Genomic DNA, 21312 nt, shown 5'->3' on the forward strand with positions numbered 1-21312 from the left:
ATAATATAGAAATCAGTCGATGCGCTGGTGGGTACGGACCCGGCGCAGAATGCCGTCGTGACCAGAAATAACCAGGCTCTCACTTTCCACAAAGTAGTGAGAGCGGGTTACGCCATCGAGGATGTCGCCGGAAGTCAAGCCGGTGGCTACGAAGAGCACGTCATCGCTGGACACCAGTTCATCACGCCCCAGCCACTGCCCGGCCTTGAGGCCGGCGGCGGCAATGGCTTCTGCTTCGCCAGGTTTCTGCGGCGCGAGGCATCCAAACATGTCGGCGCCCATGGCGCGGGCGGCGCAGGCGGAAATGACGCCTTCCGGAGTGCCACCGATGCCCATCATGGCGTCCACCTTGGTGCCGAGGGCGGCCATGATGCCACCGCTGACGTCGCCGTCTGTCTGTAGGCGCACGGTGGCGCCAGCGGCCTGAATTTCGCGGATCATAGCCTCGTGACGCGGCTTCTTGAGCAGGAAGATGCGCAATTCACGGACGTCCTTGCCGACGGCGCGAGCCAGGTCGTGGAGCTTATCCTTCATGGGTGCAGCGGGATCGATTTTGCCGCGGGCCGGGGCCGGGACGATCAGCTTGTCCATATAGAAGGCTGGACCGGGCTGGAACATGCTGCCTTTGGGAGCCGCGGCCAGCACACAGATGGAGCCGGGCATACCCTGGGCCAGAAAGGTGGTTCCTTCGACCGGGTCAACGGCAATCTCTACCTCTGGACCAGCACCCGAGCCCACCACCTCACCATTGTAGAGCATGGGCGCTTCGTCCTTTTCGCCCTCGCCGATGACCACCACCCCACGCATGGGAACCTGGGCAATGGCGATGCGCATGGCGTCCACCGCGGCACCGTCGCCGAGTTCTTTTTCACCGCGGCCGATCCAGCCGCTCGCGGCACGGGCCGCGGATTCAGTGACGGGAAGCAGGGACAGTGCGAGATTACCTATGGAGGCCATGCGATTCTTTTCCTTCAGTGACGGGTTCGTTGAGAGAGATGAATTGTTTTAGCATAAATCAAAGGGCTGCCTTTGGGAACTCAGCAGGCGTTTCACCGACCGCTTCCAGCCACCGTGACCAACTCTGGTGCAACCGCGGATCGAGGGTGGCGAGCACGGAGCGCGTTTGCAGATCGTTTTCGCTGAGGCTGCCGCCGTTGAATTGCGTGGCCCTGCCGCCCGCCTCATGCAGTATCAGGGCGCCTGCGGCGCGATCCCAGAGCTGTTGCGCGCCGTGCAGGTAAAAATGATAACGTCCGGCAGCGAGCCAGCACCATTCGAGGACGGAAGCGCCGAAGTTGCGTTGGCTGTGGAAGGGCCGTTCGTCGATCAGGCGCAGGGCGAGAGCGCGATCGAGCCTTTTGTAGTCTACGACGCCGACGCATTGCCCGAGCGCCGGTGCCTGTCGAACCGCCATGCGAACGCCGTCCACCCGTGCGCCGCTCCCCTTTGCTGCGGAGAAGAGCTCGGCGCGCACCGGGTCGTACACCCATCCGAGCACCGAGTGCCCACCTTGCAGTAGCGCCAGGGAGATACCGAAGATCGGGACGCCGGCGGCAAAATTGCTGCTGCCATCCAGCGGATCCAGGCACCAAAGGGCGTCGGCCTCGTGCAGCAGGCGGGTTTGTTCCGTTGCACTCATTTCTTCTCCCAGCAGGGGAATGTCGGGATAACGGGCCGTGAGCATGTCCTGCAAAAAATTCTGGCTATCGATATCGGCGCTGGTGACGATACTGCCATCGGGTTTGCGGCTGGCGCTGACGGCGTGGAAACGGGGCAGAACGAAGCGTTCGGCACTGGTGCGCAGCAGTTTGCCGACCCATTGCTGGTCGATTTCCGGTATCATGGTCGTGCCTCCCGTAATCTATCTTAGATATCAGGCCCCGGGTCCCGGCGGGGTAGGATATCCAGCGCGATCACCCGGGCAGGATGGTGTCTTTTTTCTGCGGACTTTTTGATGGCGTTATTCAGGGCCTGATGAAACTCCATGGGCAGGCGACGCAGGATTTCCTCCCCTGCCGGGCTGAAAAGATCCATCTGGCAGGTCACACCGTCGTGCAGGTTTTCCCTGGACTGGTGGTCGAAGTGATGCCAGACGCTGACGGCAACACGGCCGCCGATGTAGTCACAGAACACCCACTCGCGTTCCAGCAGGATTGCCATGACCGAGACGTAACGCAGGGGAATGAAAACGGGGCCGGTAGCGGCGTGCTGCAGAATGAGGGCCTGATTATATATCCAGGCCGGGACCAGCCCGGGTCGCGTCTGCCAGACCGGTGGGCGACGGCAATCGGAGTCTTTGATCATGCGCCACCTGCGCCAGCGCCACGATGATATAATCCCACCTGTGTTCTCCTGCCCGATATCGTAACCTATGCCGCGCATTCACTTATACGCCGATTCCGACCTGCCCGAAAGCGGCCCCTTTTTGCTGCCGGCAGGTGCCAGCCATCATCTGCTCAAGGTGTTGCGCGCCCGCCATGGCCAGGAGCTGACCCTGTTCAATGGCGATGGCTGGATGTATCAGGCGTCCCTGACCGGGATTTCGGGGGCGCAAGCGCAGTTGGCGATCCGGGGGCGGCAACCGCGATCGACCGGTTCGCCGCTGGCTATTCAGGTGTTTTTGCCACTGACGCGCGGCGAGCGCTGGGACTGGAGCCTACAGAAGGCAGTGGAGCTGGGGGTGCGGTGGATTCAGCCGGTGGCCTGCCGCCACGGAGTGGTGCAACTGAGTGAAGCACGCGGGGAGAAACGTCTGGCGCGCTGGCGGGATATCGTCATTGCGGCCTGCGAGCAAAGCGGCAGCACGACGATTCCCGAACTCGCTCCGCCGGTTGCGCTGGAAACCGCATGGGCGGGTGTGCGGGGAGCCGCCTTCGTACTCGACCCGGAGGGTGGGCAGCGCTTTACCGATCTTGGCCATCCGGGGCCGGAGATCACCCTGCTCAGTGGCCCCGAGGGTGGGCTGGCAGCAGAAGAGGTAGCCGCCGCGCAGGCCCACGGCTTTCGCTCGTTGCGCATGGGACCGCGCATCCTGCGCGCGGAGACTGCCGCCATTGCCGCTATCGCCGTCGCCCAGGCGCTGTGGGGCGATCTCTGAGTCACCACCGGAATAGCCAACCTGCGGTGGTTGACAGGGCCGGCGGCAGGACGGACCATTCCCCCTGGTCAACTTCGGGAATCTCAGCATGGATATTTTGTTAGCCAATCCGCGTGGTTTCTGCGCGGGGGTCAACCGGGCGATTCAGATCGTCGATCGCGCCCTGGAGCTTTTCGGTGCGCCTATCTATGTGCGTCACGAGGTCGTTCACAACCGTCACGTCGTCGAAGACCTGCGCGCCCGTGGCGCCATTTTCGTCGAGGAGCTGGATGAAGTACCGGACGCGGCTACGGTCATTTTCAGTGCCCATGGCGTGCCCATCGCCGTCCGTGAGCACGCGGCGGCGCGGGGTCTGAGCGTCTTCGACGCCACCTGCCCGCTGGTGACCAAGGTGCATATGGAAGTCAAGAAATACAGCCGGGACGGTATGGAAATGGTGCTCATCGGTCACGCCGGACACCCGGAGGTGGAAGGCACCATGGGTCAGGTCGAGGAGGGCATGATGTATCTGGTTTCCAATGTCTCCGATGTGGCCACCCTGGCGCCCCGCAACCCGGACAAGCTCGCCTACATCACTCAGACCACCTTGAGCATGGATGACACCGCAGAAGTGATCGTCGCCTTGCGCTCACGTTTTCCCCTCATCGAAGGCCCGAAAAAAGATGATATCTGTTATGCCACCCAGAACCGCCAGGACGCGGTGAAGTCGCTGGCCCCTGATGTCGACATCCTGCTGGTGGTGGGTGCGCCGAACAGTTCCAATTCCAGCCGTCTGGCAGAACTGGGGACGCGGCTGGGGACGCAGACCCATCTCATCGAGGACGCTCAGCAGTTGCGCCGCGAATGGTTCGAAGGTGTGGGGAAGATTGGTATCAGTGCCGGGGCTTCGGCGCCGGAAAGCCTGGTCCAGGAGATTATGGACACCCTCCGGGGCTGGGGCGCCAGAGTGCCCCAAGAAATGCCCGGCGTAGAGGAAAAGGTGACTTTCAGCCTGCCTCTGGCGCTGATACAGGCGCAGACGCGGCGGGAAGGCGCCTGACCTTTCTTCGCTCCGCCTGCGGGTGATCTCCGGGTAGCCTAGCGTTGGTCCGCAAGCGGGGCTGTGGCCTCCGGTCCGATGAATTCTTCAGCCTGAAGGAGGCGCGGGACCCGTTCCACGGGGTCCATGCCGGGTAGTTCCCTTGCCTCGGGCGTAGCCTTGAGGTCGCGGAACTTGCGCGCGGAGACCAGTACCCGGCTTTCCAGCGACCCCGTCGCGCTGTTGTAGGCCTCCACCGCCTGCCCCAGCCCCTTGCCCACCCGCGCCCAGTGCCCTGCCAAAATGCTGATACGATCGTAAAGCTCTTTGCCGAGATCGCTGATGGCACGGGCATTTTCAGCCAGCGATTCCTGCCGCCAGCCATAGGCCACCGCCCGCAGCAGGGCGATGAGGGTGGTGGGGCTGGCAACGATCACCTTTTGCTCGACGCCGTATTCGATGAGCGACGGGTCTTCCTGGAGGGCAGCGCTGAAGAACACCTCACCGGGCACGAACAGGACAACGAACTCCGGGGTCGGCTGGAACTGTTCCCAGTAGGATTTTTTGCTGAGCTGGGTCATGTGGGTGCGCAGTTCGCTGGCATGCTTGTGCAGAAAATGTGCGCGTTTCTGCTCATCATCGGTTTCCATGGCCTCCAGATAAGCACTCAGTGGCGCCTTGGCATCGACGACGATGCGTTTGCCGCCGGGCAGGCGCACCAGCAGATCGGGACGCTGCTGACCCGAATCGGTATTGACTCCCTCCTGCTCCGTAAAGTCGCAGTAAGCCAGCATCCCGGCCATCTCCACGACCCGCTTGAGCTGCATTTCGCCCCAGCGCCCCCGGGCCGCGGGCTGGCGCAGGGCCTTCACCAGCGCCGCGGTTTCCTGATGCAGGCGCGGCAGGTGGTCCTGGACGAGACCACGGATCTGCTCATTGAGGGCGCCGTAGGCATCGATGCGGGTCTTCTCCATGGCATCGATGCGGGTGCCCACCTTCTCCAGGGACTCACGGATAGGCTCCACCAGTTGCCCTACAGCCTTTTGTCGGCCCTCCCAGTCGGTTTTCGCGCTTTCCTGGAAACGCTCCAGATTCTCCCGCGCCAGCTCCAGGAAGGACTGGTTGTTGCGGCGCAGGGCCTCTGCGGACAGGGACTGGAAGGCGTCGCCGAGACGTTGACGGGCATCTTCCAGCAGCGCCAGCTTCTCTGTACCACGCAGACGCTCCTGTTCCAGCCGCTCACCCAGTTCTGCCAGCTGACCCCGAATGGCGCTGTTTTCCGTTTGCAGGCGCGCGGTATTGCCGCGTTCCGCCACCAAGGCATTTTCCAGCGCCGGGATACGACGGCTTTCCGCTTCTGCAGCGGCCCTGCTTTCACTCTCGTGGCGGAGGATTTCCTGCTGTTCCCGAGCCTGTTGCCGCAGAGCATTTATTTCGTGCTGCAGGCTCTCCGTCCGGGCTGCGCTGGCCTGCTGTCCTTCCCGGAGTGCCGCGCTGATATCCTGCTGACGCTGGATCATGCTGCGCGCTACCAGTCCGGCGACCATCAGACCGAGCACGACACCGATAATGAGGTAGAACAGGTTTTCCCAGATCAATGGCCGGTCCTGAGTGTGGGGAGCATTTTCAGGACTCCAGTTGCGAGGTGCAGTTGGGACAACGTATCGCGGCCAAGGGAATGGCGGAGGCACAGAAGGGGCAGGTTTTGGTGGTCGTGGCGGGGACGGGTTTGGGGTAGAGCTTGTTGATCGCCCGCACAATGGAAAATATCACCAGGGCGATGATGAAAAAGCTGATCAGCGAGGTAATGAAGAGGCCGTAGTTCACGGTCACGGCGCCTGCCTTTTTGGCGGCTTCCAGGGTCAGGTAAGGGCCGGGAACGGTGCCTTGCTTCAATAGGATATAGAGGTTGGAAAAATCGACCCTGTCGAGCAGCATGCCGATAGGCGGCATGATCACGTTGCTGACCAGCGAAGTAACGATGGCGGAAAATGCCGACCCGATCACAAAAGCTACGGCGAGATCGATGACATTACCGCGCTGCAGAAATGTTTTGAAATCCTGGACGAATTTTTTGAGCATGAGGACCTCCCTGTGTGATCACCGGCTGTTGATAACGTATCGATTCCAGTACCCTGGTGCACCAGCATAATTCAGTTCATCCGGGGATGGAAACCAGCAATACCTGATCCTCAACGGCTGCAGAAGCGGTTTACGACATTTTTATGGTCGTCCATCTGCTGGTGGCCGGATGCGGCGGAGCAGGCTTTCTGGCCGTCCTGACAGGTAATGGCCCAACCCTGAGCCAGGTCAAAAAAACGTGCCGCCTGCGCCGCCGGCGTGGCGTAGGCACCCTCCTGGAAAAGGGGGGCCAGGGCATGGAAATAGCGGCTCTCTTCCTGCGTCCATTGAGACACCGCCTGCCAGCAGGTGGCCTGTTCACCGAGCGGCATTCGCGCGCAACCCATGGCGTTGCGGCGCGCCTGGCCGAGCGCCTGCCGCCAGTTCGGGCAGAATTGCTGTTCGGCCCCGGCGCGCTGGGCGGCGACGGCGGCAAGGCGTTGCTGTGCCGCTTCGGCATCACGGTTGGCCATCGCGACGCTCCGTGCGGCGGCGCTGGCCGTGGCAGTGGACGAAGGTGGTTGCAGGGACGCGCAGCCTGACAGGGCAAGCACGAGCAGGAGAAAAAGAATTTTTGCGGGCATCTTCCGGGCCTCCCGGGTGTTGGTCTTTGCCCGCTATATATCACAATTTGGCGAAATTGCAGAACCGACACCTTCCGCCGCCGGTTCCGAAACCACCATATGGCCCTTCCAGCGCCCTTTCCATCCCTCAAAGAGGACGTAGAACGCCGGCGTCACGTAGAGCGTGAGGAATTGCGACACGATGATACCGCCTGCCACCGCCACGCCCAGGGGCACCCGGGATTCGGCACCCGCGCCAATGCCGATGGCGATGGGCAGAATTCCCAGCACCGCCGCGAGGTTGGTCATCATGATGGGACGAAAGCGGGTGATACAGGCATCGACCATGGCGTCCACCGCCGTGGCGCCCTCGCGGCGGCGGTGGACGGCAAAGTCCACCATGATGATACCGTTCTTTTTCACCAACCCCACCAACATGATGATGCCGACGAAGCTGAACAGATCCAGTTCCTGATGAAAAATCCAGAGGGCCAGCAACGCACCAAAGCCAGCCAAGGGCAGGGCGGTGAGGATGGTCAGGGGATGGATGAAATCTTCATAGAGAATGGCCAGAATGGCGTAGATCAGCGCTACCGTCGCCAGCAGCAGCATGGGCAGACTGCCCGTGGACTGAGAGAATGCCGCCGCGGACCCTCCGAATTCCCCCTGCACATCCGCAGGCAATATTTTTGCCGCCGTATCCTGCACCGCCTGGGTGGCGTTGCCCAGGGAAACGCCGGGCGCCAGGTTAAAAGAGATGGTCACACTGGGCAGGCCGTTGTAGTGGCTGATGCTCAGGGGGCCGACACCATAGGCGAAGTGCGCCAGTGCGGCCAGAGGCACCAGCCCGGCACTGCCCGGCACGGTGATGGCGGCAAGCGCGCCGAGATTCGTCTGAAACTGCCGCGCCAGGTCGAGAATGACCTCATATTGGTTGGTCGAGGCATAGATAGTGCCCACCTGGGTGCCACCGAAAGCAAAGTTCAGCGCCTGTTCGATGATTTCCGGGGTAACGCCCAGCGCCTGCGCCCGCTGATGCAGGATGTGTACCTCGATCTCCGGATTGGCCAACTGCAGGTCACTGTTGACGGCCTGCAGTCCGGGTACCTTGCGCAGGGCGGCTACCAGTTTGGGCGCCGCCGCGTTCAGGCTGTCCTGGTCTTCACTCTGCAGAATATATTGATAATTGGACTGGGAGGAGACCGGCCCCATCTGGATAGCGGGCGGCAACTGGAAACTCGCCTGCACCCCGGCGAAATGGCTGACGGCCTGGCGCAATTCCGCAATGACCTGGGTTCCCGACGGCCGCTCACCCAACGGCTTGAGACGGATGATCAGCCGCCCGCTGTTGCCGGAACCGAAGGCACCGGCACCCTGCCCGGCGCTGGACATCACCGTCTGCACCGCCGCGTTGTGGCCGACGGCAGCAGCGATGGCCTGCTGAGTCTTTTCCAGTTGGGCAAAGGAAATACCCTGGGGATACTCCAGGTTGCCCATGATCATGCCGCTGTCTTCGGTGGGGATGAAGCCCTTGGGGAGAATGATGAAAAGCCCGATCATGGCCAGCAGACTCAGCAAGGCGCCGCCATATACCCAGCCGCGATGTCCAAGCATCGTCCGCAGGCTGCGTCCATACCAGTCACGCAGTCGGATGAAACCACGCTCGAAGCGGCTCTGTCCCTGGTGTTTCACCCGCAGATAGCGGGCGCAGAGCATGGGTGTCAGGGTCAGGGAGATCAGCCCGGAGAGCAGGATGACCACGGCGATGGTGATACCGAATTCGCGAAACAAACGACCGATGATGCCACCCATGACCAGAAAGGGCAGAAAGACCACCGCCAGCGACAGGGTCATGGAGATCACCGTGAAACCGATTTCCCGGCTGCCCACGAACGCTGCCTGATAGGGCTCTTCACCATTTTCCTCGTGACGGGCGATGTTCTCCAGCATGACCACCGCATCGTCCACCACAAAGCCCACCGACAGGGTCAGGGCAAGGAGCGTCAGCGTATTCAGGGTGTATCCCAGCTCATAGATGATGGCGAAGGTGCCGAGGATGGAGGCGGGGATTGCCAGCGCGCCGATCAGGGTCGGGCTGCCGCGGCGGAGGAAGAGCCAGAGCACCCCGGCCACCAGTATGGAGGCGAGCAACAGGGTGACCTCGACCTCTTCCACCGCCGCACGGATATAGTCTGCCTTGTTGTACACCACGGTCATGTGGGCACCGCCGGGCAGACTGGCGCTCAGCAACGGCAAGCGCTTCTGGATGGCGTCGGAGATAGCCACGGTATCCGCGTCGGGCTGGCGAACCACGGCGAGAATGAGGGCGCGCTGACCACCGATCCAACTGGCGATCTGGTCATTGTCCACCCCGTTGCGGACCTCGGCGATATCGGCCAGCGGCACCACCGCACCGTTGGCGAAAGTAATGGGCATGCCCGCAAAGGCTTCGGCGTCGTGGAGTTGTCCATGCACGTTCACCGCATAATTGCGCACCGCACCCAGCACCGTACCCTGGGGCAGGTTGACGTTATGACTGGAAATGGCCTGGGTAAGGGCCTGCAGCGATATCCCGTGCGCCTGCATGGCGAAGGGGTTGGCGTGAATGCGCACCGCATAATTCTGCTCCCCGAAGACCTGCACCTGGGCGACGCCGGGAATACCGGAAATGGCGGGCACCACCTTGTCCACCGCATACTGATTGAGCTGGTAGATGGGCATATTGGGCGCAGCGAGGGCGATGAACTCGATGGGCGCCGCCGACGGATTGAGCTGCTTGACGAAGGGCAGGCTGGGCATGCCCGGCGGCAGCAGGTGAGAAGCCTGGGTGACCGCGTTTTGCACATTCTGGGTGGCGACATCGATGTTCTGGCTGAGGTCGAACTGCAGAATGACCCGCGTCGAGCCCTGATTGTTCACCGAGCTCATGGAGGAAAGACCAGGAATGGAGGAAAACTGCTTTTCCAGCGGTGTCGCCACGGCGCTGGCCATGGTCTGCGGGCTTGCTCCCGGCAGACTCGCCGCGACCAGGACCGTCGGAAAGTCCACGCTGGGCAACAGGGCCACTGGCATGTTCGTGAAGGAAAAAATGCCATAGAGCACCAACCCGAGGACCAGTATGACCGTCATCACCGGGCGGCGAATGAACAGGGCGGAGAAATTCATGGCCTTTTCCCCGGCGTCCCTGCGGGTTGGACGGCAGGCCCGCCCGTGCCGCTCAGCGCCACCCTAACGGACATTGCGACTCGCGCCACCCCAGAGGATGAAAGAGAATGGGGGGTGAGGAGATGGCGGATTGAGGTCGAGCAAGTTTTTGGTGATTCCATCCCGACTCTAACGTGACCCGCCAGGCCGACTCGTACCCCGGATTGCCTCCCTTGAGAGCGCACATTAAAAGGGCCGCCTGAGGCTTGCCACAGGCTGGTGATTTCGGCGCTGGCATTCGCCATCTCTCCCTTTGATAGTAATTGGAGAGACGTCGTTATGGAACTGCAATCCCTCTTTCACCGGGTTATCGGACTGGATGTTCATCAGGCCCAGGTCACCGCCTGTGCCATTCTCACGGACCCTGACGGAAACGTTACGATTGAGCGCCGGCAATTTGGTGCTTTTCAGAAGGACCGGAAGGCATTGGCCCTGTGGTGTGCCTCCCATCGGCCCGATACGGTGGTCATGGAGAGCACCGGGATCTACTGGAAGAGTCCCTATGCGGCCCTGGAAAAGGTGGGGATCCAGGCACAGGTCGTGAACGCCAGGCACGTCAAACAGGTCCCCGGTCGCAAGACCGATGTTGGGGATGCAGAGTGGCTCGCCACCCTGGCTCGAGCCGGACTGCTGCGGGGTTCCTTCGTTCCCCCGGCACAACTGCGGGAGCTGCGGCTGATCGCCCGACAGCGGCAAAATCTGGTGGGCATGCTCTCGTCGGAGAAAAACCGCTTGCACAAGGTGCTGACCGATGGCGGAATTCGACTGGGGGTGGTGGTCAGCGATATCCATGGGCAATCGGCCCGGGCCATGATCCAGGCCCTGATTCAGGGGAGTCCCCCGGAGGCCGTACTCCGACTGGCCAGCCGACGGCTCAAAGCCAGCCAGGAGGAGATCCTGGATGCCCTGCAAGGCGAGTTGAGTGCCAGTCACCGCTTTGTCCTGGACGAGACGCTCCGCCATATCGAGTCTCTGGAGGCCCAAATCGCGCGCTTCGATGTCCAACTGCTGGAGGGCTTGAAGCCGCAAAAGAATGCTCTCGAACTCCTGCAGACCTTGCCGGGCATCGATACCGTGGGTGCTGCCTTGCTGCTGGTCGAAATCGGAGACGACATGAGCGTCTTTGGGAGCGCCGATCGACTGGCCTCCTGGACCGGCCTTTGTCCCGGGAACAATGAGTCTGCCGGAAAACGGAAAAGTGGGCGAACCCGCAAGGGCAACCCGTATGTCCGTCGGATCCTCTGCGAATGCGCCCACGCCGCCAGTCGTACCCACTGCGCCCTGCGCTCCAAGTTCCAGAGTCTGGTCGTCCGTAGGGGGCACAAGCGCTCCATCATCGCCCTGGCCCACAAAATGCTGCGCATCATCTACTTCATGCTCTCACACGGCAAGTACTACCGGGATGCCGATACGGACTATGAGGCACTGAGTGTGCAGCGCAATGCTTCTCGCTGGATCAAGAAACTGATCAAATTCGGCTTCCTGCCGCAGCATCAGCCAGCGTAGAGCGTCACTTCGATCCCAATATGGCCACCCGATGGCCAGGGATTGCCGTGCCCATTCCACGGATTTCTTTCACATTAACCCCCGGATAGAGCCGTGCGGGGAGGGGATAGATAACCCGAACACCCGCGTCTATCCCCTGCACCACCGCATCCGTGCCCGACTCCCAGAGCACCTGCACCGGCTTGTCCAAGGCCGTGCCATCTTTCACCGTATAGATAAAGGGCCCGGTACTGCCCTGCTGTATGGCGCCCACCGGCAGCACGGTAGCCCGCGCCAACTGCTGGATCGGCATCTGCACCTGCACATACTGTCCGGGCCAGAGGCCGAAGTTGGCGTTGGGTACGGTGGCCTGCAGGCTGATGGTGGCGGTCCCCGCGCTCACGCTGTTGTCGATGAAGGTGAGCTTGCCCTGAGCGAGCACCGTACCACCCTTCTCATCCTCGATCGGCAGCGGAATGGCCTGCTGTTGGGCCAGCCGCGCCGCCGAGAGCAGGCTCTGGGGAACGCTGAAATTCACGGTGATCGGTGCAATCTGGTTGATGATCGCCAATTGCGTCTGGTTGGCGACAACCAGATTGCCAGCCTTGACCTGGGCCAGGCCGATACGGCCGCTGATGGGGGCGGTGATGCGGGTGTAAGAGAGATTAAGGCGGGCCTGCGCCAGGGCGGCCTGATCCGCCTGCACCTGCGCCGTTGCCGCCTGCGCCTGGGAAACCGCCTGATCGAAGCTTTGGACGGTGATGAAATCCTTTTCCGCCAGTGGACGGTCCTGCTCCACGATATTGCGGTTATAGCGCGCAGTGGCCTGATCCGCCACCAGCTTGGCCCGGGCCTGGGCAAGTGCTGCCTGCATCTGCGCCGGGTCGATGGTGAACAGGGTTTGTCCCTTGTCTACCATGCTCCCCTCGGTAAACTGCACGCTCTGCAGGATGCCGGAAGTCTGCGGCACGATGGTCGCCGTCTGCAGGGGCGTCACCGTACCCAGAAAACCTTCATAATGGGTCATGGGGCGGGTGCTGGCGCTGACCAGGCTGACCTGCAGGGGCGGCATTTCATGCTTGGCCTTGGTCTGGCAACCGCTCAGCATCAGGGAGAGGGTCGCCAGCATCAGCAGAAGGACAACGGGGGAACGGGTCACGGTGTATTCTCTCCCAAAGGCATGCCGACGGCCTGACTGAGCTGTGCCAGGGCAACATAACTGTTAACCAGATTCTGAATCAGGGTGTAGCGCGCCTGCGCCAGGGTGGATTCGGCGAGGAGGACATCCTGAATGGTAGCCTGGCCGACGCGATACTGGGCCTGTACCACCTCCAGCGCCTTCCTGGCATTTTCCAGACCGCTCTGTGCGCCGGGGTAGGCCGCAACCGCGCCCTGGAAGTTGTGAAAATCCTGCCAGACCGTCGCTTCGGTGCTGCTGCGACTGGCCGCGAGGTTGGATTGGGCCTGATCCCTCAAGGCCTGCGTCTGGCGAATCTGATAATGGGTGTTGAAGCCGGTGAAGAGGGGTACGGTCAGGGTAAAACCCACGGTCCAGGTATCGCCGGGCAGATAGCCGTTCTGAAAGGCGTAGCCGTAGGAACTGCTAACCCCCAGACTGGGCAGCCCGCTGGCCTCGGCGCTGCGGACATTGGCCTGGGCTACGGCGACTTGGGCCCGCGCCTGCTGCAAAGCGGGATTGGCGGCAAGGGCTGCTTGCATCAACGTCTCAGCGGCGCTGTGGAGTTGAGGCGGTTTCTGCCCCAGTTTGAGGGACGCTATCCTCAGCGAGGTCTGGGGACCCAGGTTCAGGGTGCTGGCCAGCAACCCTTCGCTGCTGCGCACGGTCTGGCGTTGCGCGGCGAGGGTGGACTGCGCCTGCGCCATGGCGGCCCGGGCCTGATAGAGGGCGCCGATGGTGGCTTGCCCGGCACGATGCAGGACTTCGGCGGCCTCCAGGTTTTTCCGGTTTTCCGCAACGGTCTTTTCATCGGCCAGCAACAGGGATTGATTGCCGAGGAGCTGGTAATAGGCCTGCGCGACGCTGAAGGCCACGGCCTGGATGCTCTGGTTCTGGGTGAAGCCCGCCACCCATTCCTGGGCGCGGGCAGCATCCACCTTGGCGGCGCGCAGGCCAAAGTCCCACAGGGTGTAACTCAGGGTCAGATTGGGGTTGGCGCTGTTGCGTGCCGGCACCGTGAAGCCGATGGTGGAAACCGCCTGCCGACGACTGAAACCGGTATTGAGGGTGAGGCTGGGCAGCCAGGCGCTTTCCGCTATTCCCAGGCCGGCGGCCTGGGCGCGCAAACCATCCCAGGCGGCGGCGGTCTGCGGGTTGTGGGCGAGGGCATATGCGGTGAGTTGCGGCAGCGTCCAGACCTGGCCCTGCTCTGCCGCAGGGAGGGTTTGGGGCTTGGGGACTCCGGGGAGTCTGCGAGGCGCTGTCCACGCTTGGGCGGGGCTGGCGCTCATACCGCTTTCGGTGTCCAGAGGGTCCGCCAGCCACGCTCCGACGCTGGCTTGCGCCAGCGCGCCTTGAGCCACACAGAAGACGGTACAGACAGCCAGCGAAAACACTTTGGGGGGCACGGCTCAGGCTCCTCGGCAGTGGAGCCGCCATTCTCCCGGAAAGCGGGATCATAAGGAAGATATGGGCGCCAAGGAAATTGTTGCAAAATGTTACAGCGGGCATGCTGGTAGGACAAGATCGCCCTTGGCTATGGACGGTGTGAGAGCGGCCGCAGGGAGTGGGTGCCTGAAGCGCGGCGGCAACCGTCTTTGGCCTCTTGCGACATGCCTTGTCTACAGGCGACGGGGTGCTGTAGTACCTTGCGGAGCGAACGGCAGTGCCAGACTGATTGCAGACATTCAACAGCGGAAAGCCAATGACATCATCCGACCCTCTGCCGCCATTCGCCCTCTTGACGCGAACGACGGCATCACAGCGTTTTCTGAATACCTGCCCCCACCGTATTCATCGACCATCAAGGCAACCCCGCCAGCCCCAACTCTTCCAAAAGCCGATTATGCCGCTTCTTATCCATCTCCGACTCTTTGAGTAACGGCGCGATCGCAGCCTGAGTGGCCTGGCAGTCATGCTCCGGCCCTTGCTCTGCTGTGCTCACCTATCGGGAGATGTTCGGGTTATAACCGTTTCTCCCATCTCCTGAATGGCTACCGAATGAGCTAGGCGGTCCTCTTCTTGGCCTTTGATGACTATACCGTGCCGCCCAAAGAATCATGCGCGGACCAGTAGCTGGTCCAGTGCATTCGCAAATGCCTGGCGGTCCGCTTGGCTCAGGGCAGCGGGGCCACCAGTGCGCACGCCGGAGTCCCGGAGTTGCTCCATCATGTCACGAATCCGCAGGCGCTCGTGAATGGTTTCGGGGGAATAACGCTCCCCGCGCGGGCTGAGGGCATGGCTGTTTTTTTCTAGCACGGCGGCGGCCAGCGGAATATCGGCGGTGATTACCAGATCACCCGCTACGATGTGCCGAACGATTTCCTCATCGGCCACATCAAAGCCCCTCGGCACGACCACAGTGCGGATATAGGCGGAGCGGTGTACGCGCAGAGCTTGATTGGCTACCAGGGTCAAGGGCAGTTTCAGACGATCGCTGGCGCGATACAAAATGTCTTTAATGACGTTGGGACAAGCGTCGGCATCAACCCAGATATGCATGTGACGGCTCTTAGGAATTTTTTGAGTGGGAACACCATGTCACAGATGTGACTTCCCGACAATGTGTGCCCCCACGGAGGGCATTCACCCGAGTCTCCCAAACGCCGACTAATTCAGTAATGTGGTGGCACAGATTCGATGCCGGATTGATCTTGGCATGGCACGAGACCATAATGATCATTATGGTTAATGAGGGTGATGCCATGATTACGGAAACCAACGCGGTCAATTTTCGCCAGAACCTGGGAGAAATGCTCAACCAGGTGCAGTATCGCCACGACAGCGTGATGATTAACAAAGATGGGAAACCCGTTGCCGTGCTCATCGATGCTCGTCTTTTCGAGCGCATTCGCCGGATGCAGGGTCGCTTTGATGCGCTGTGCCAAAGGATCGAAGCGGGATTTTCGCAAGTACCCGAATCTACAGGGATAGCGGAGATCGAGGCGGCCGTCGCTCAAGAACGGCGGGAATCGTCCATTTCCGCTGAGGATCACTAACCGTTCATGGCGGCATTGCGGGTGGTACTGGACACCAACGTGCTGCTTTCCGGCATAGCATACCCGGCCAGCGTGCCGGGCAAGATCCTGACCGCGTGGCGACATGCTTCCATCGAGGTACTGCTATCAGACTATATCCTCGATGAACTGCGCCGGGTACTGCCCCGTCTGGCGCACCGCCATGGGCTGACGGTGGCCGAGATGAGCGATCTGGTAGATATTCTGGCCATCCAAGCAGAACTGATCGCCCCATGGCCTGGGTTGGACCCGCACTTGCGCGACGACAAGGATCAACCGGTGCTGCACACTCTGCTGGCCGCTCTCAAGACGTCTGGTGCTGACTACCTCATCACGGGAGACAAAGACCTTCTGGCGTTGGCTGATCGATATCCTATAATCACCCCAATGGAATTCTGGCGGACGCATGGGGGAGTGTAACTCCGTGAATAGGCGGTTAGCGCTGCCCTGCCGCCGTTGAGCCCTGATGGTCGGCAGCAGACTGTAAGCGGACATTGGATTCGGCTAGAATGACCTAACTCGTGACCGGCATGAAATTGTGAAATTCACTGCTTTGTCTCATGTTTTATCGCGAGCGAAAACGTCAAAAAATCAATTTGATAGGGTTTTTATGGCAACAGAAACATGAGGCACACTGACGCATTGTGTCCTAACCCACAGGAAGGTCATCCAATATTATGTGACATACCCCCTTGTTATGCTGCACCGACGTAGCAATGAAGAAATTTGACCTGAACATCGACCGCATGCTTGAAAACTGGGATGCATTCCATGCCATTCGGGAAATCATTGCCAACGCGCTCGACGAGCAGATATTGACTGGCACGCGGGAAATTGCCATCTCCCGCGACGGCGACGGTCAGTGGCGCATCAGAGACTTCGGCCGTGGCCTCCGGCACGAGCACTTCACGATGAACGAGAATCAGGAAAAGCTTGACCATCCCGGCCTCATCGGAAAGTTCGGCGTGGGCTTGAAGGACGCTCTGGCCACATTCGACCGCTTGGGCATCGAGACTCGCATCCGCTCCAAGTTCTGCGATGTCGCCTTCGACCGCTCCGAGAAGCATGATTTCTCTGATGTCATCACACTGCACGCCTGCATCTCCGATCCGTCCGATCCTGCATTCGTCGGAACCGAATTCATCCTGAAAGGTTGTTCTATTGAGGACATCGAGAAGGCGAAGCGTCTGTTCTTGAGGTTCTCCGGCGAGGAACGCCTAGAAGAAACCCAATACGGACAAGTCCTGCGGAAAGCAGGCAAGGTCTCCTTCATTTACATCAACGGCATTCGCGTCGCCGAAGAGGAAAACTTCCTGTTCTCCTACAACATCACTTCGCTGACGGCCGCCATCAAGAAGGCTCTCAATCGCGAAAGGACCAATGTCGGGAGGGTCGCCTACTCTGACCGGGTGAAGTCCATCCTGCTCGCTTCCTCTTCGAAAGCAGTCGCCAAGGCTCTCGTCGATGACCTCGGCAACTTCGGAGGCGGCACGCTGCATGATGAGATGAAATGGACGGATGTCTCGGTGCATGCGTCGAAGATCACCAACGCATTGGGAAATGTCCTGTTCCTAACGGATGAGGAGATTATGAATGCTCCGCGTTTCGTCGAGGAGGCTCGGGCGAGCGGGCGGCAGATCATCACGATCCCGAGCACCGTCAAAGAGAAGCTGTCGGGACAGGTCGATATGGAAGGCAACACGATACAGGATTTGGGCAATTTCGTTTCCGAGAGGAACGATTGCTTCGAGTTCAAATTCGTCCCGCCCGAAAAGCTCGTGCAGGCCGAAAGATCGGTATTCAACATGACCGGAAGGCTTGCCGATCTCATCGGAGGGCTTCCTTCGAGGGTTCAATCGGTGAAGATTTCGGAGACGATGCGCCCCGAGACCGGAAGCTTCTCGGAAGCCTGCGGGCTTTGGACTGGCATGGAAATCATCATCAAGCGTAGCGAGCTCGCTTCCGTCGAGAGCTATGCCTCCACTTTGCTCCACGAGATCGCTCACGCCCGAAGCGGAGAAACCGACATCACTATCGGTTTCGAGCATGAGTTGACCTCGCTTCTTGGGATGGTCGCGTCTAAAGTGCTACGCAGAGCTTCCGCCGACACCCAATTGCTGCAAGAGCCGACAAAGGCTCGAACCCCTGAAATCCGGGCCGCATCGCGGCAGCCACAAGCAGCGAGCCGTGACCCCGCTCCCGCGAAGAAGGCTGGGTTCTGGGCTAGGTTGTTAGGCAATCCTTCAAGGTGACGTAATGATGCCAAACCCATCATTCCACCGGGCCTGCGCAAAAAAGCCGCGTAGGCCCGTGAATTCAGGCGTTAGTCACTTACGTTGATTAACAAATCATCGTGAATACCAAATAGTCATTGAAATAAACGGCACAATAAAAATCTGCACGACTATGGATTAGACATTGACACGGCCGTTAAACCGTCTAATCACTGAGTTGGAGGTGATGAAAGCTAAGATTGGCCATACTAGCTGAAGATTGGGATACAGACGATCTTTTTGACAAATGGATTTCGCCAAAACAATCGGAGAATGATATAGTGAAATATATAACAGAAGCACAACTAACTGAACATATCAATCAACAGTTGAGCAAATATAAATGCTCTATATCTAAAATTAGCAAAATAACCTGCATCGACAACAAAGGTAAAAACTGGACAGCCTCATTAACTTGTAGTGATGAACAAATAAAAGATGAATCGTTTGAAATTGTAAATAAATTTAAAGAAAGTTATTCAGCTGTATGGTAGCTTTTCGTTATTTAGTGATCGTTATAACCGCTCTAGCTCTTGCAGGGTGCGGAGGTTCTAGATCTTCTGGTAATAACTATATTAATGCTAACACAAATGCGCGTAACACCTCTCATATCATTACAAACATTCAAGCCAAAAATTTATTAAGATCAGCCCTGCATGGTAATAATATTAGCCTTCATAAACTTAAGGTATATGCTCACGATCGAAATAAATATGCTGAAATGTGGCTAGGTCAATACTATTTCCTTAGAAGGGATTATGATGAAACATACTACTGGTACAGAAAATCAGCCAGACAAGGTGATTCATATGCGTATTTAGGTTTATTTGATCTTTATTCACACGGTCAAGGAGTTACTCAAAACATGGGGAAGGCCGAACAGTGGCTTAAAAGAGGCATGTTAGCTAGTGAACACTCCACCGGCTAAAGCCGGATCGGTCGGCACTACGGACGACTAGCGTACAATTTTTTCCGAATTCTGAAGGGACCATGATAATCCGTTCTCACAACCGACCGTTTTTGAGAGTCTTCGGCTGGTGATGGTTACCTCCTCATAGTTAATCAATGTGTTGCAATTCTCGAAAATCATGCTCAAAAATCGGTTACGTTTTCCCGCCATGATGACGAATTTTGAGAGCTTGCTGGCCAAGTCCCCGAACGTCCGCTCCCGCCCGGTCCTGGGCTTGGGCGCCGATAGCCCGAATTCGCCAAGAGAGATGAAAAGATATTTCTAGGGGGAATCGTTCAAAAACCGGGCTCGTCCAACAACCGGCTCAGATCGTGGCTCGCTTCGCGATCACGATCTAACCTTAATCGTTAGGCACCGCAGGTCAGAATTCTACGGCGTACGTAATTGCGTCACTTTTCTTGAAAACCTCAAGCGCGAATGGTGTTGACCATGTGTATAGGTCGTGGATTGAGTAGTCCTTGCCTGGAGTTGCGCCAGCTTCAATTAGCGAATGCTCCATGTTCTTGGCCATGATAAGAAGAAGATCTTCTAGGGTGCTGGGATCTGCTTTGTCGACTTGGCGAAGAAGTTGTGTAGTCATAAGTGCTCCTTGATGGCTAACGTGAATACAACTGCAGCTGGTTAGCAGCATAACACCCGACGTTACTCTATAACATTTCTGGATCTCCTCGGCTACAACCATCCTACTTTTTTCGTTCTACACCAATCCACCCAAATTTGAACGTCCGCTTCAGCTGCATACCTGCCACTGGAGATAAAGAGCATACCGGGGGGCGGAGAACCTGCGAGACGTCAGGATCAGACTTTTTGCTTAGGAAAGTCGTTTATAATTTTTTTGACATAATGATCCATGGTGAAACCTTTTTGTTACTCGACAGGTGGCTCTGTTCATTTTGCATTGGGAGTACCGCGCAATCCCATATAGGGTTGCTATTCCTCAGGAGTGGACCGCCATGCGCGTCCATAGCGACAAGCAATCATCCACCATTCACAATTCTTGACACTTTGCCGCTGGCATCCGCCGCGGCGGCGCGCTAACTTGTCTGGCACGGAAAGGGTGCACCTTTCCCCCTGAGTGATGAGGAGCAGAGTAATGTTAACATTCAAGCATGTAGTATCGGGATTGATGGTCGGAACGATGGCGCTGGCGGCAGTGCCTGCCTTTGCGGCAGTTGCAGAGACTCCGCCGGTCATGAATGGTGGCCCCATGGGACCGGGCATGATGCAAGGCCATCCTTGTCCGGGGGGATGGCGGCATGGGCCCATGCGCAAGGGTGGTTGGATGCGGAACGCACCCGTGCCCATGCTGATGCCCATCGTCTGGCGGCATGCGGTGGACCTCAAGCTGACCCCCGCGCAGGAAACGGATCTGAAAAACTGGCGTGCCCAGCAGCTAAAGGAAATGCCCACCTGGCGTCAGAATATGCAGGTTCACAACGCCGCGCTGCGTGATGCGCTTCTGAACGGTGAATCGGGCAGTGCCATCGTCCCCTTGCGGGAAGCGGTCCTCAAGGATCATGCCACGATGCTCGAACACGGCATTCAGCAGGTGAATTATCTCCATAAGATACTGACGCCTGTGCAGTGGCAGAAAGCCACCGCGCTCTATAAGGAAATCGGGAGCAGGCGGGGACCCTGGGGCAAGTAAATGACGGAAGGCGGTAAAATCCTGCTGGTCGACGACGACCCCCGACTGCGCACCATGCTGGTGCGCTACCTGGAAGGGCAGGGTTTCATCGTCCACGCCGCCGCCTCCGGTGTGCAGATGGATCGCCAGTTGGAGCGGGAATACTATGACCTGCTCCTGCTGGATGTCCTTATGCCCGGCGAAGACGGCTTCAGCATCTGTCAGCGTCTGCGGGTGCAGGAACCACATTTGCCCATCATCATGCTGACTGCCCGGGGGGACTTGGCCGACCGGGTACAGGGCCTCGATGTGGGCGCCGATGACTATCTCTCCAAGCCCTTTGAGCCCCAGGAACTGGTTGCACGTATCCGCGCCGTGCTGCGCCGCAGTCAGGATCTGCGCAGCAGCGACCCAACCCCGGGCGCCATCATTTTCGGCCCCTTCCGCCTCGCTCTCGATAGTCGCAGTCTCTGGCGGAATGACGAGAAAATCTCCCTTACCGACAGCGAGTTTTCCATTCTGCACGCGCTGGCCAGTCATCCCTGGCAGCCGCTCTCGCGGGACCGCCTGCTGGCCATGACCCATGGCAATGAGGACGCCACACCCAGTTCACGGGGTATTGATGTGTTTATCTCGCGCTTGCGGCGCCTTGTTGAAGACGATCCCGGCGAACCACACTATATTCAGACCGTCTGGGGGCGGGGGTATGTGCTGGTGCCCGATGGCGGAGATGCCACACCCAGGGAAGAAGGCACTTAAC

Annotated in this window: 21 protein-coding genes; 10 read left to right on the forward strand and 11 right to left on the reverse strand. The window is 59.3% G+C overall.

The annotated features are described in order from the left end of the window. Nucleotides 1–12 precede the first annotated feature (12 nt). Genes glpX through AFE_RS14920 form a run of 3 tightly spaced genes read right to left on the reverse strand, consistent with a single transcriptional unit; the run spans nucleotide 13 to nucleotide 2304 of the window. The gene (gene glpX, locus AFE_RS14910; protein WP_012537679.1) at nucleotides 13–957 is read right to left on the reverse strand and encodes a class II fructose-bisphosphatase; all 945 of its coding nucleotides are present in this window, start codon (nucleotides 955–957) and stop codon (nucleotides 13–15) included. A 58-nt stretch (nucleotides 958–1015) separates the two neighbouring features. Next, entirely contained in the window at nucleotides 1016–1843 is an 828-nt protein-coding gene (locus AFE_RS14915) for an inositol monophosphatase family protein (RefSeq protein ID WP_012537680.1), read from the reverse strand. Nucleotides 1844–1866: 23 nt separating this feature from the next. Next, nucleotides 1867–2304, reverse strand: a complete 438-nt coding sequence (locus AFE_RS14920; protein ID WP_012537681.1) for a hypothetical protein — start codon at nucleotides 2302–2304, stop codon at nucleotides 1867–1869. Between the two features lie 67 nt (nucleotides 2305–2371). Between AFE_RS14920 and AFE_RS14925 the strand changes: the two genes are divergently transcribed. Further along, the gene (locus AFE_RS14925; RefSeq protein WP_009566634.1) at nucleotides 2372–3097 is read left to right on the forward strand and encodes a 16S rRNA (uracil(1498)-N(3))-methyltransferase; all 726 of its coding nucleotides are present in this window, start codon (nucleotides 2372–2374) and stop codon (nucleotides 3095–3097) included. 88 nt (nucleotides 3098–3185) lie between these two features. Continuing rightward, nucleotides 3186–4136 (forward strand): 4-hydroxy-3-methylbut-2-enyl diphosphate reductase, encoded by a 951-nt coding sequence (gene ispH / locus AFE_RS14930; protein WP_009566635.1) that lies wholly within the window; start codon nucleotides 3186–3188, stop codon nucleotides 4134–4136. Nucleotides 4137–4174: 38 nt separating this feature from the next. Here ispH and rmuC read toward each other — a convergent pair whose 3' ends face one another. From rmuC to AFE_RS14950, 4 genes are all read right to left on the reverse strand, one after another. After that, a complete protein-coding gene (rmuC, locus tag AFE_RS14935) occupies nucleotides 4175–5713 on the reverse strand; it encodes a DNA recombination protein RmuC (protein ID WP_012537682.1) in 1539 nt (512 codons plus the stop codon). 28 nt (nucleotides 5714–5741) lie between these two features. Continuing rightward, nucleotides 5742–6197 (reverse strand): large conductance mechanosensitive channel protein MscL, encoded by a 456-nt coding sequence (gene mscL / locus AFE_RS14940; protein ID WP_009566636.1) that lies wholly within the window; start codon nucleotides 6195–6197, stop codon nucleotides 5742–5744. 110 nt (nucleotides 6198–6307) lie between these two features. Next, complete coding sequence (locus AFE_RS14945) at nucleotides 6308–6820, reverse strand: hypothetical protein (protein ID WP_012537683.1); 513 nt, start codon at nucleotides 6818–6820, stop codon at nucleotides 6308–6310. Between the two features lie 33 nt (nucleotides 6821–6853). Then, nucleotides 6854–9964: an efflux RND transporter permease subunit gene (locus tag AFE_RS14950; protein ID WP_009566515.1), complete on the reverse strand. Its 3111-nt coding sequence runs from the start codon at nucleotides 9962–9964 to the stop codon at nucleotides 6854–6856. A gap of 318 nt (nucleotides 9965–10282) precedes the next feature. Here AFE_RS14950 and AFE_RS14955 point away from each other — a divergent pair, with 318 nt between their 5' ends. Then, nucleotides 10283–11509 (forward strand): IS110-like element ISAfe3 family transposase, encoded by a 1227-nt coding sequence (locus AFE_RS14955; RefSeq protein ID WP_012606582.1) that lies wholly within the window; start codon nucleotides 10283–10285, stop codon nucleotides 11507–11509. Between the two features lie 4 nt (nucleotides 11510–11513). Here AFE_RS14955 and AFE_RS14960 read toward each other — a convergent pair whose 3' ends face one another. The 3 genes from AFE_RS14960 to AFE_RS14970 all read right to left on the reverse strand — a co-directional run bounded on the left by AFE_RS14960 (nucleotide 11514) and on the right by AFE_RS14970 (nucleotide 15167). After that, entirely contained in the window at nucleotides 11514–12647 is a 1134-nt protein-coding gene (locus AFE_RS14960) for an efflux RND transporter periplasmic adaptor subunit (protein ID WP_012607659.1), read from the reverse strand. Beyond that, entirely contained in the window at nucleotides 12644–14074 is a 1431-nt protein-coding gene (locus AFE_RS14965) for a TolC family protein (RefSeq protein WP_012537684.1), read from the reverse strand. Before AFE_RS14965 ends, AFE_RS14960 begins: the two co-directional genes overlap by 4 nt. A gap of 649 nt (nucleotides 14075–14723) precedes the next feature. Further along, complete coding sequence (locus tag AFE_RS14970) at nucleotides 14724–15167, reverse strand: YaiI/YqxD family protein (protein ID WP_012537685.1); 444 nt, start codon at nucleotides 15165–15167, stop codon at nucleotides 14724–14726. Between the two features lie 152 nt (nucleotides 15168–15319). On the opposite strand from AFE_RS14970, the gene AFE_RS14975 reads away from it, so the two are divergent. The 5 genes from AFE_RS14975 (at nucleotide 15320) to AFE_RS15905 (ending at nucleotide 18883) form a co-directional block, all read left to right on the forward strand. Then, nucleotides 15320–15664, forward strand: coding sequence for a type II toxin-antitoxin system Phd/YefM family antitoxin (locus tag AFE_RS14975; RefSeq protein ID WP_236608969.1), 345 nt, complete (start codon nucleotides 15320–15322; stop codon nucleotides 15662–15664). A gap of 6 nt (nucleotides 15665–15670) precedes the next feature. Further along, complete coding sequence (locus AFE_RS14980) at nucleotides 15671–16102, forward strand: putative toxin-antitoxin system toxin component, PIN family (protein WP_009566866.1); 432 nt, start codon at nucleotides 15671–15673, stop codon at nucleotides 16100–16102. 296 nt (nucleotides 16103–16398) lie between these two features. Further along, nucleotides 16399–17934 carry an ATP-binding protein gene (locus AFE_RS14985; protein WP_009566867.1) on the forward strand — a complete coding sequence of 512 codons (1536 nt, stop codon included), beginning with the start codon at nucleotides 16399–16401 and terminating at the stop codon, nucleotides 17932–17934. Nucleotides 17935–18155: 221 nt separating this feature from the next. Beyond that, nucleotides 18156–18449, forward strand: a complete 294-nt coding sequence (locus AFE_RS16295) for a hypothetical protein (RefSeq protein ID WP_146235850.1) — start codon at nucleotides 18156–18158, stop codon at nucleotides 18447–18449. Continuing rightward, nucleotides 18443–18883, forward strand: a complete 441-nt coding sequence (locus tag AFE_RS15905; protein ID WP_080513206.1) for a tetratricopeptide repeat protein — start codon at nucleotides 18443–18445, stop codon at nucleotides 18881–18883. The genes AFE_RS16295 and AFE_RS15905 overlap by 7 nt, the downstream gene beginning before the upstream one ends. A 403-nt stretch (nucleotides 18884–19286) precedes the next feature. On the opposite strand, the gene AFE_RS14990 is transcribed toward AFE_RS15905, so the two are convergent. Next, the gene (locus AFE_RS14990) at nucleotides 19287–19505 is read right to left on the reverse strand and encodes a hypothetical protein (RefSeq protein ID WP_009566868.1); all 219 of its coding nucleotides are present in this window, start codon (nucleotides 19503–19505) and stop codon (nucleotides 19287–19289) included. A 513-nt stretch (nucleotides 19506–20018) separates the two neighbouring features. Here AFE_RS14990 and AFE_RS14995 point away from each other — a divergent pair. Then, nucleotides 20019–20573 (forward strand): Spy/CpxP family protein refolding chaperone, encoded by a 555-nt coding sequence (locus tag AFE_RS14995; RefSeq protein ID WP_012537687.1) that lies wholly within the window; start codon nucleotides 20019–20021, stop codon nucleotides 20571–20573. Continuing rightward, nucleotides 20574–21311: a response regulator gene (locus tag AFE_RS15000; RefSeq protein WP_012537688.1), complete on the forward strand. Its 738-nt coding sequence runs from the start codon at nucleotides 20574–20576 to the stop codon at nucleotides 21309–21311. The last annotated feature ends 1 nt before the right edge of the window (nucleotide 21312 follow it).

This window comes from Acidithiobacillus ferrooxidans ATCC 23270, from assembly GCF_000021485.1.
GTDB lineage: Bacteria > Pseudomonadota > Gammaproteobacteria > Acidithiobacillales > Acidithiobacillaceae > Acidithiobacillus > Acidithiobacillus ferrooxidans.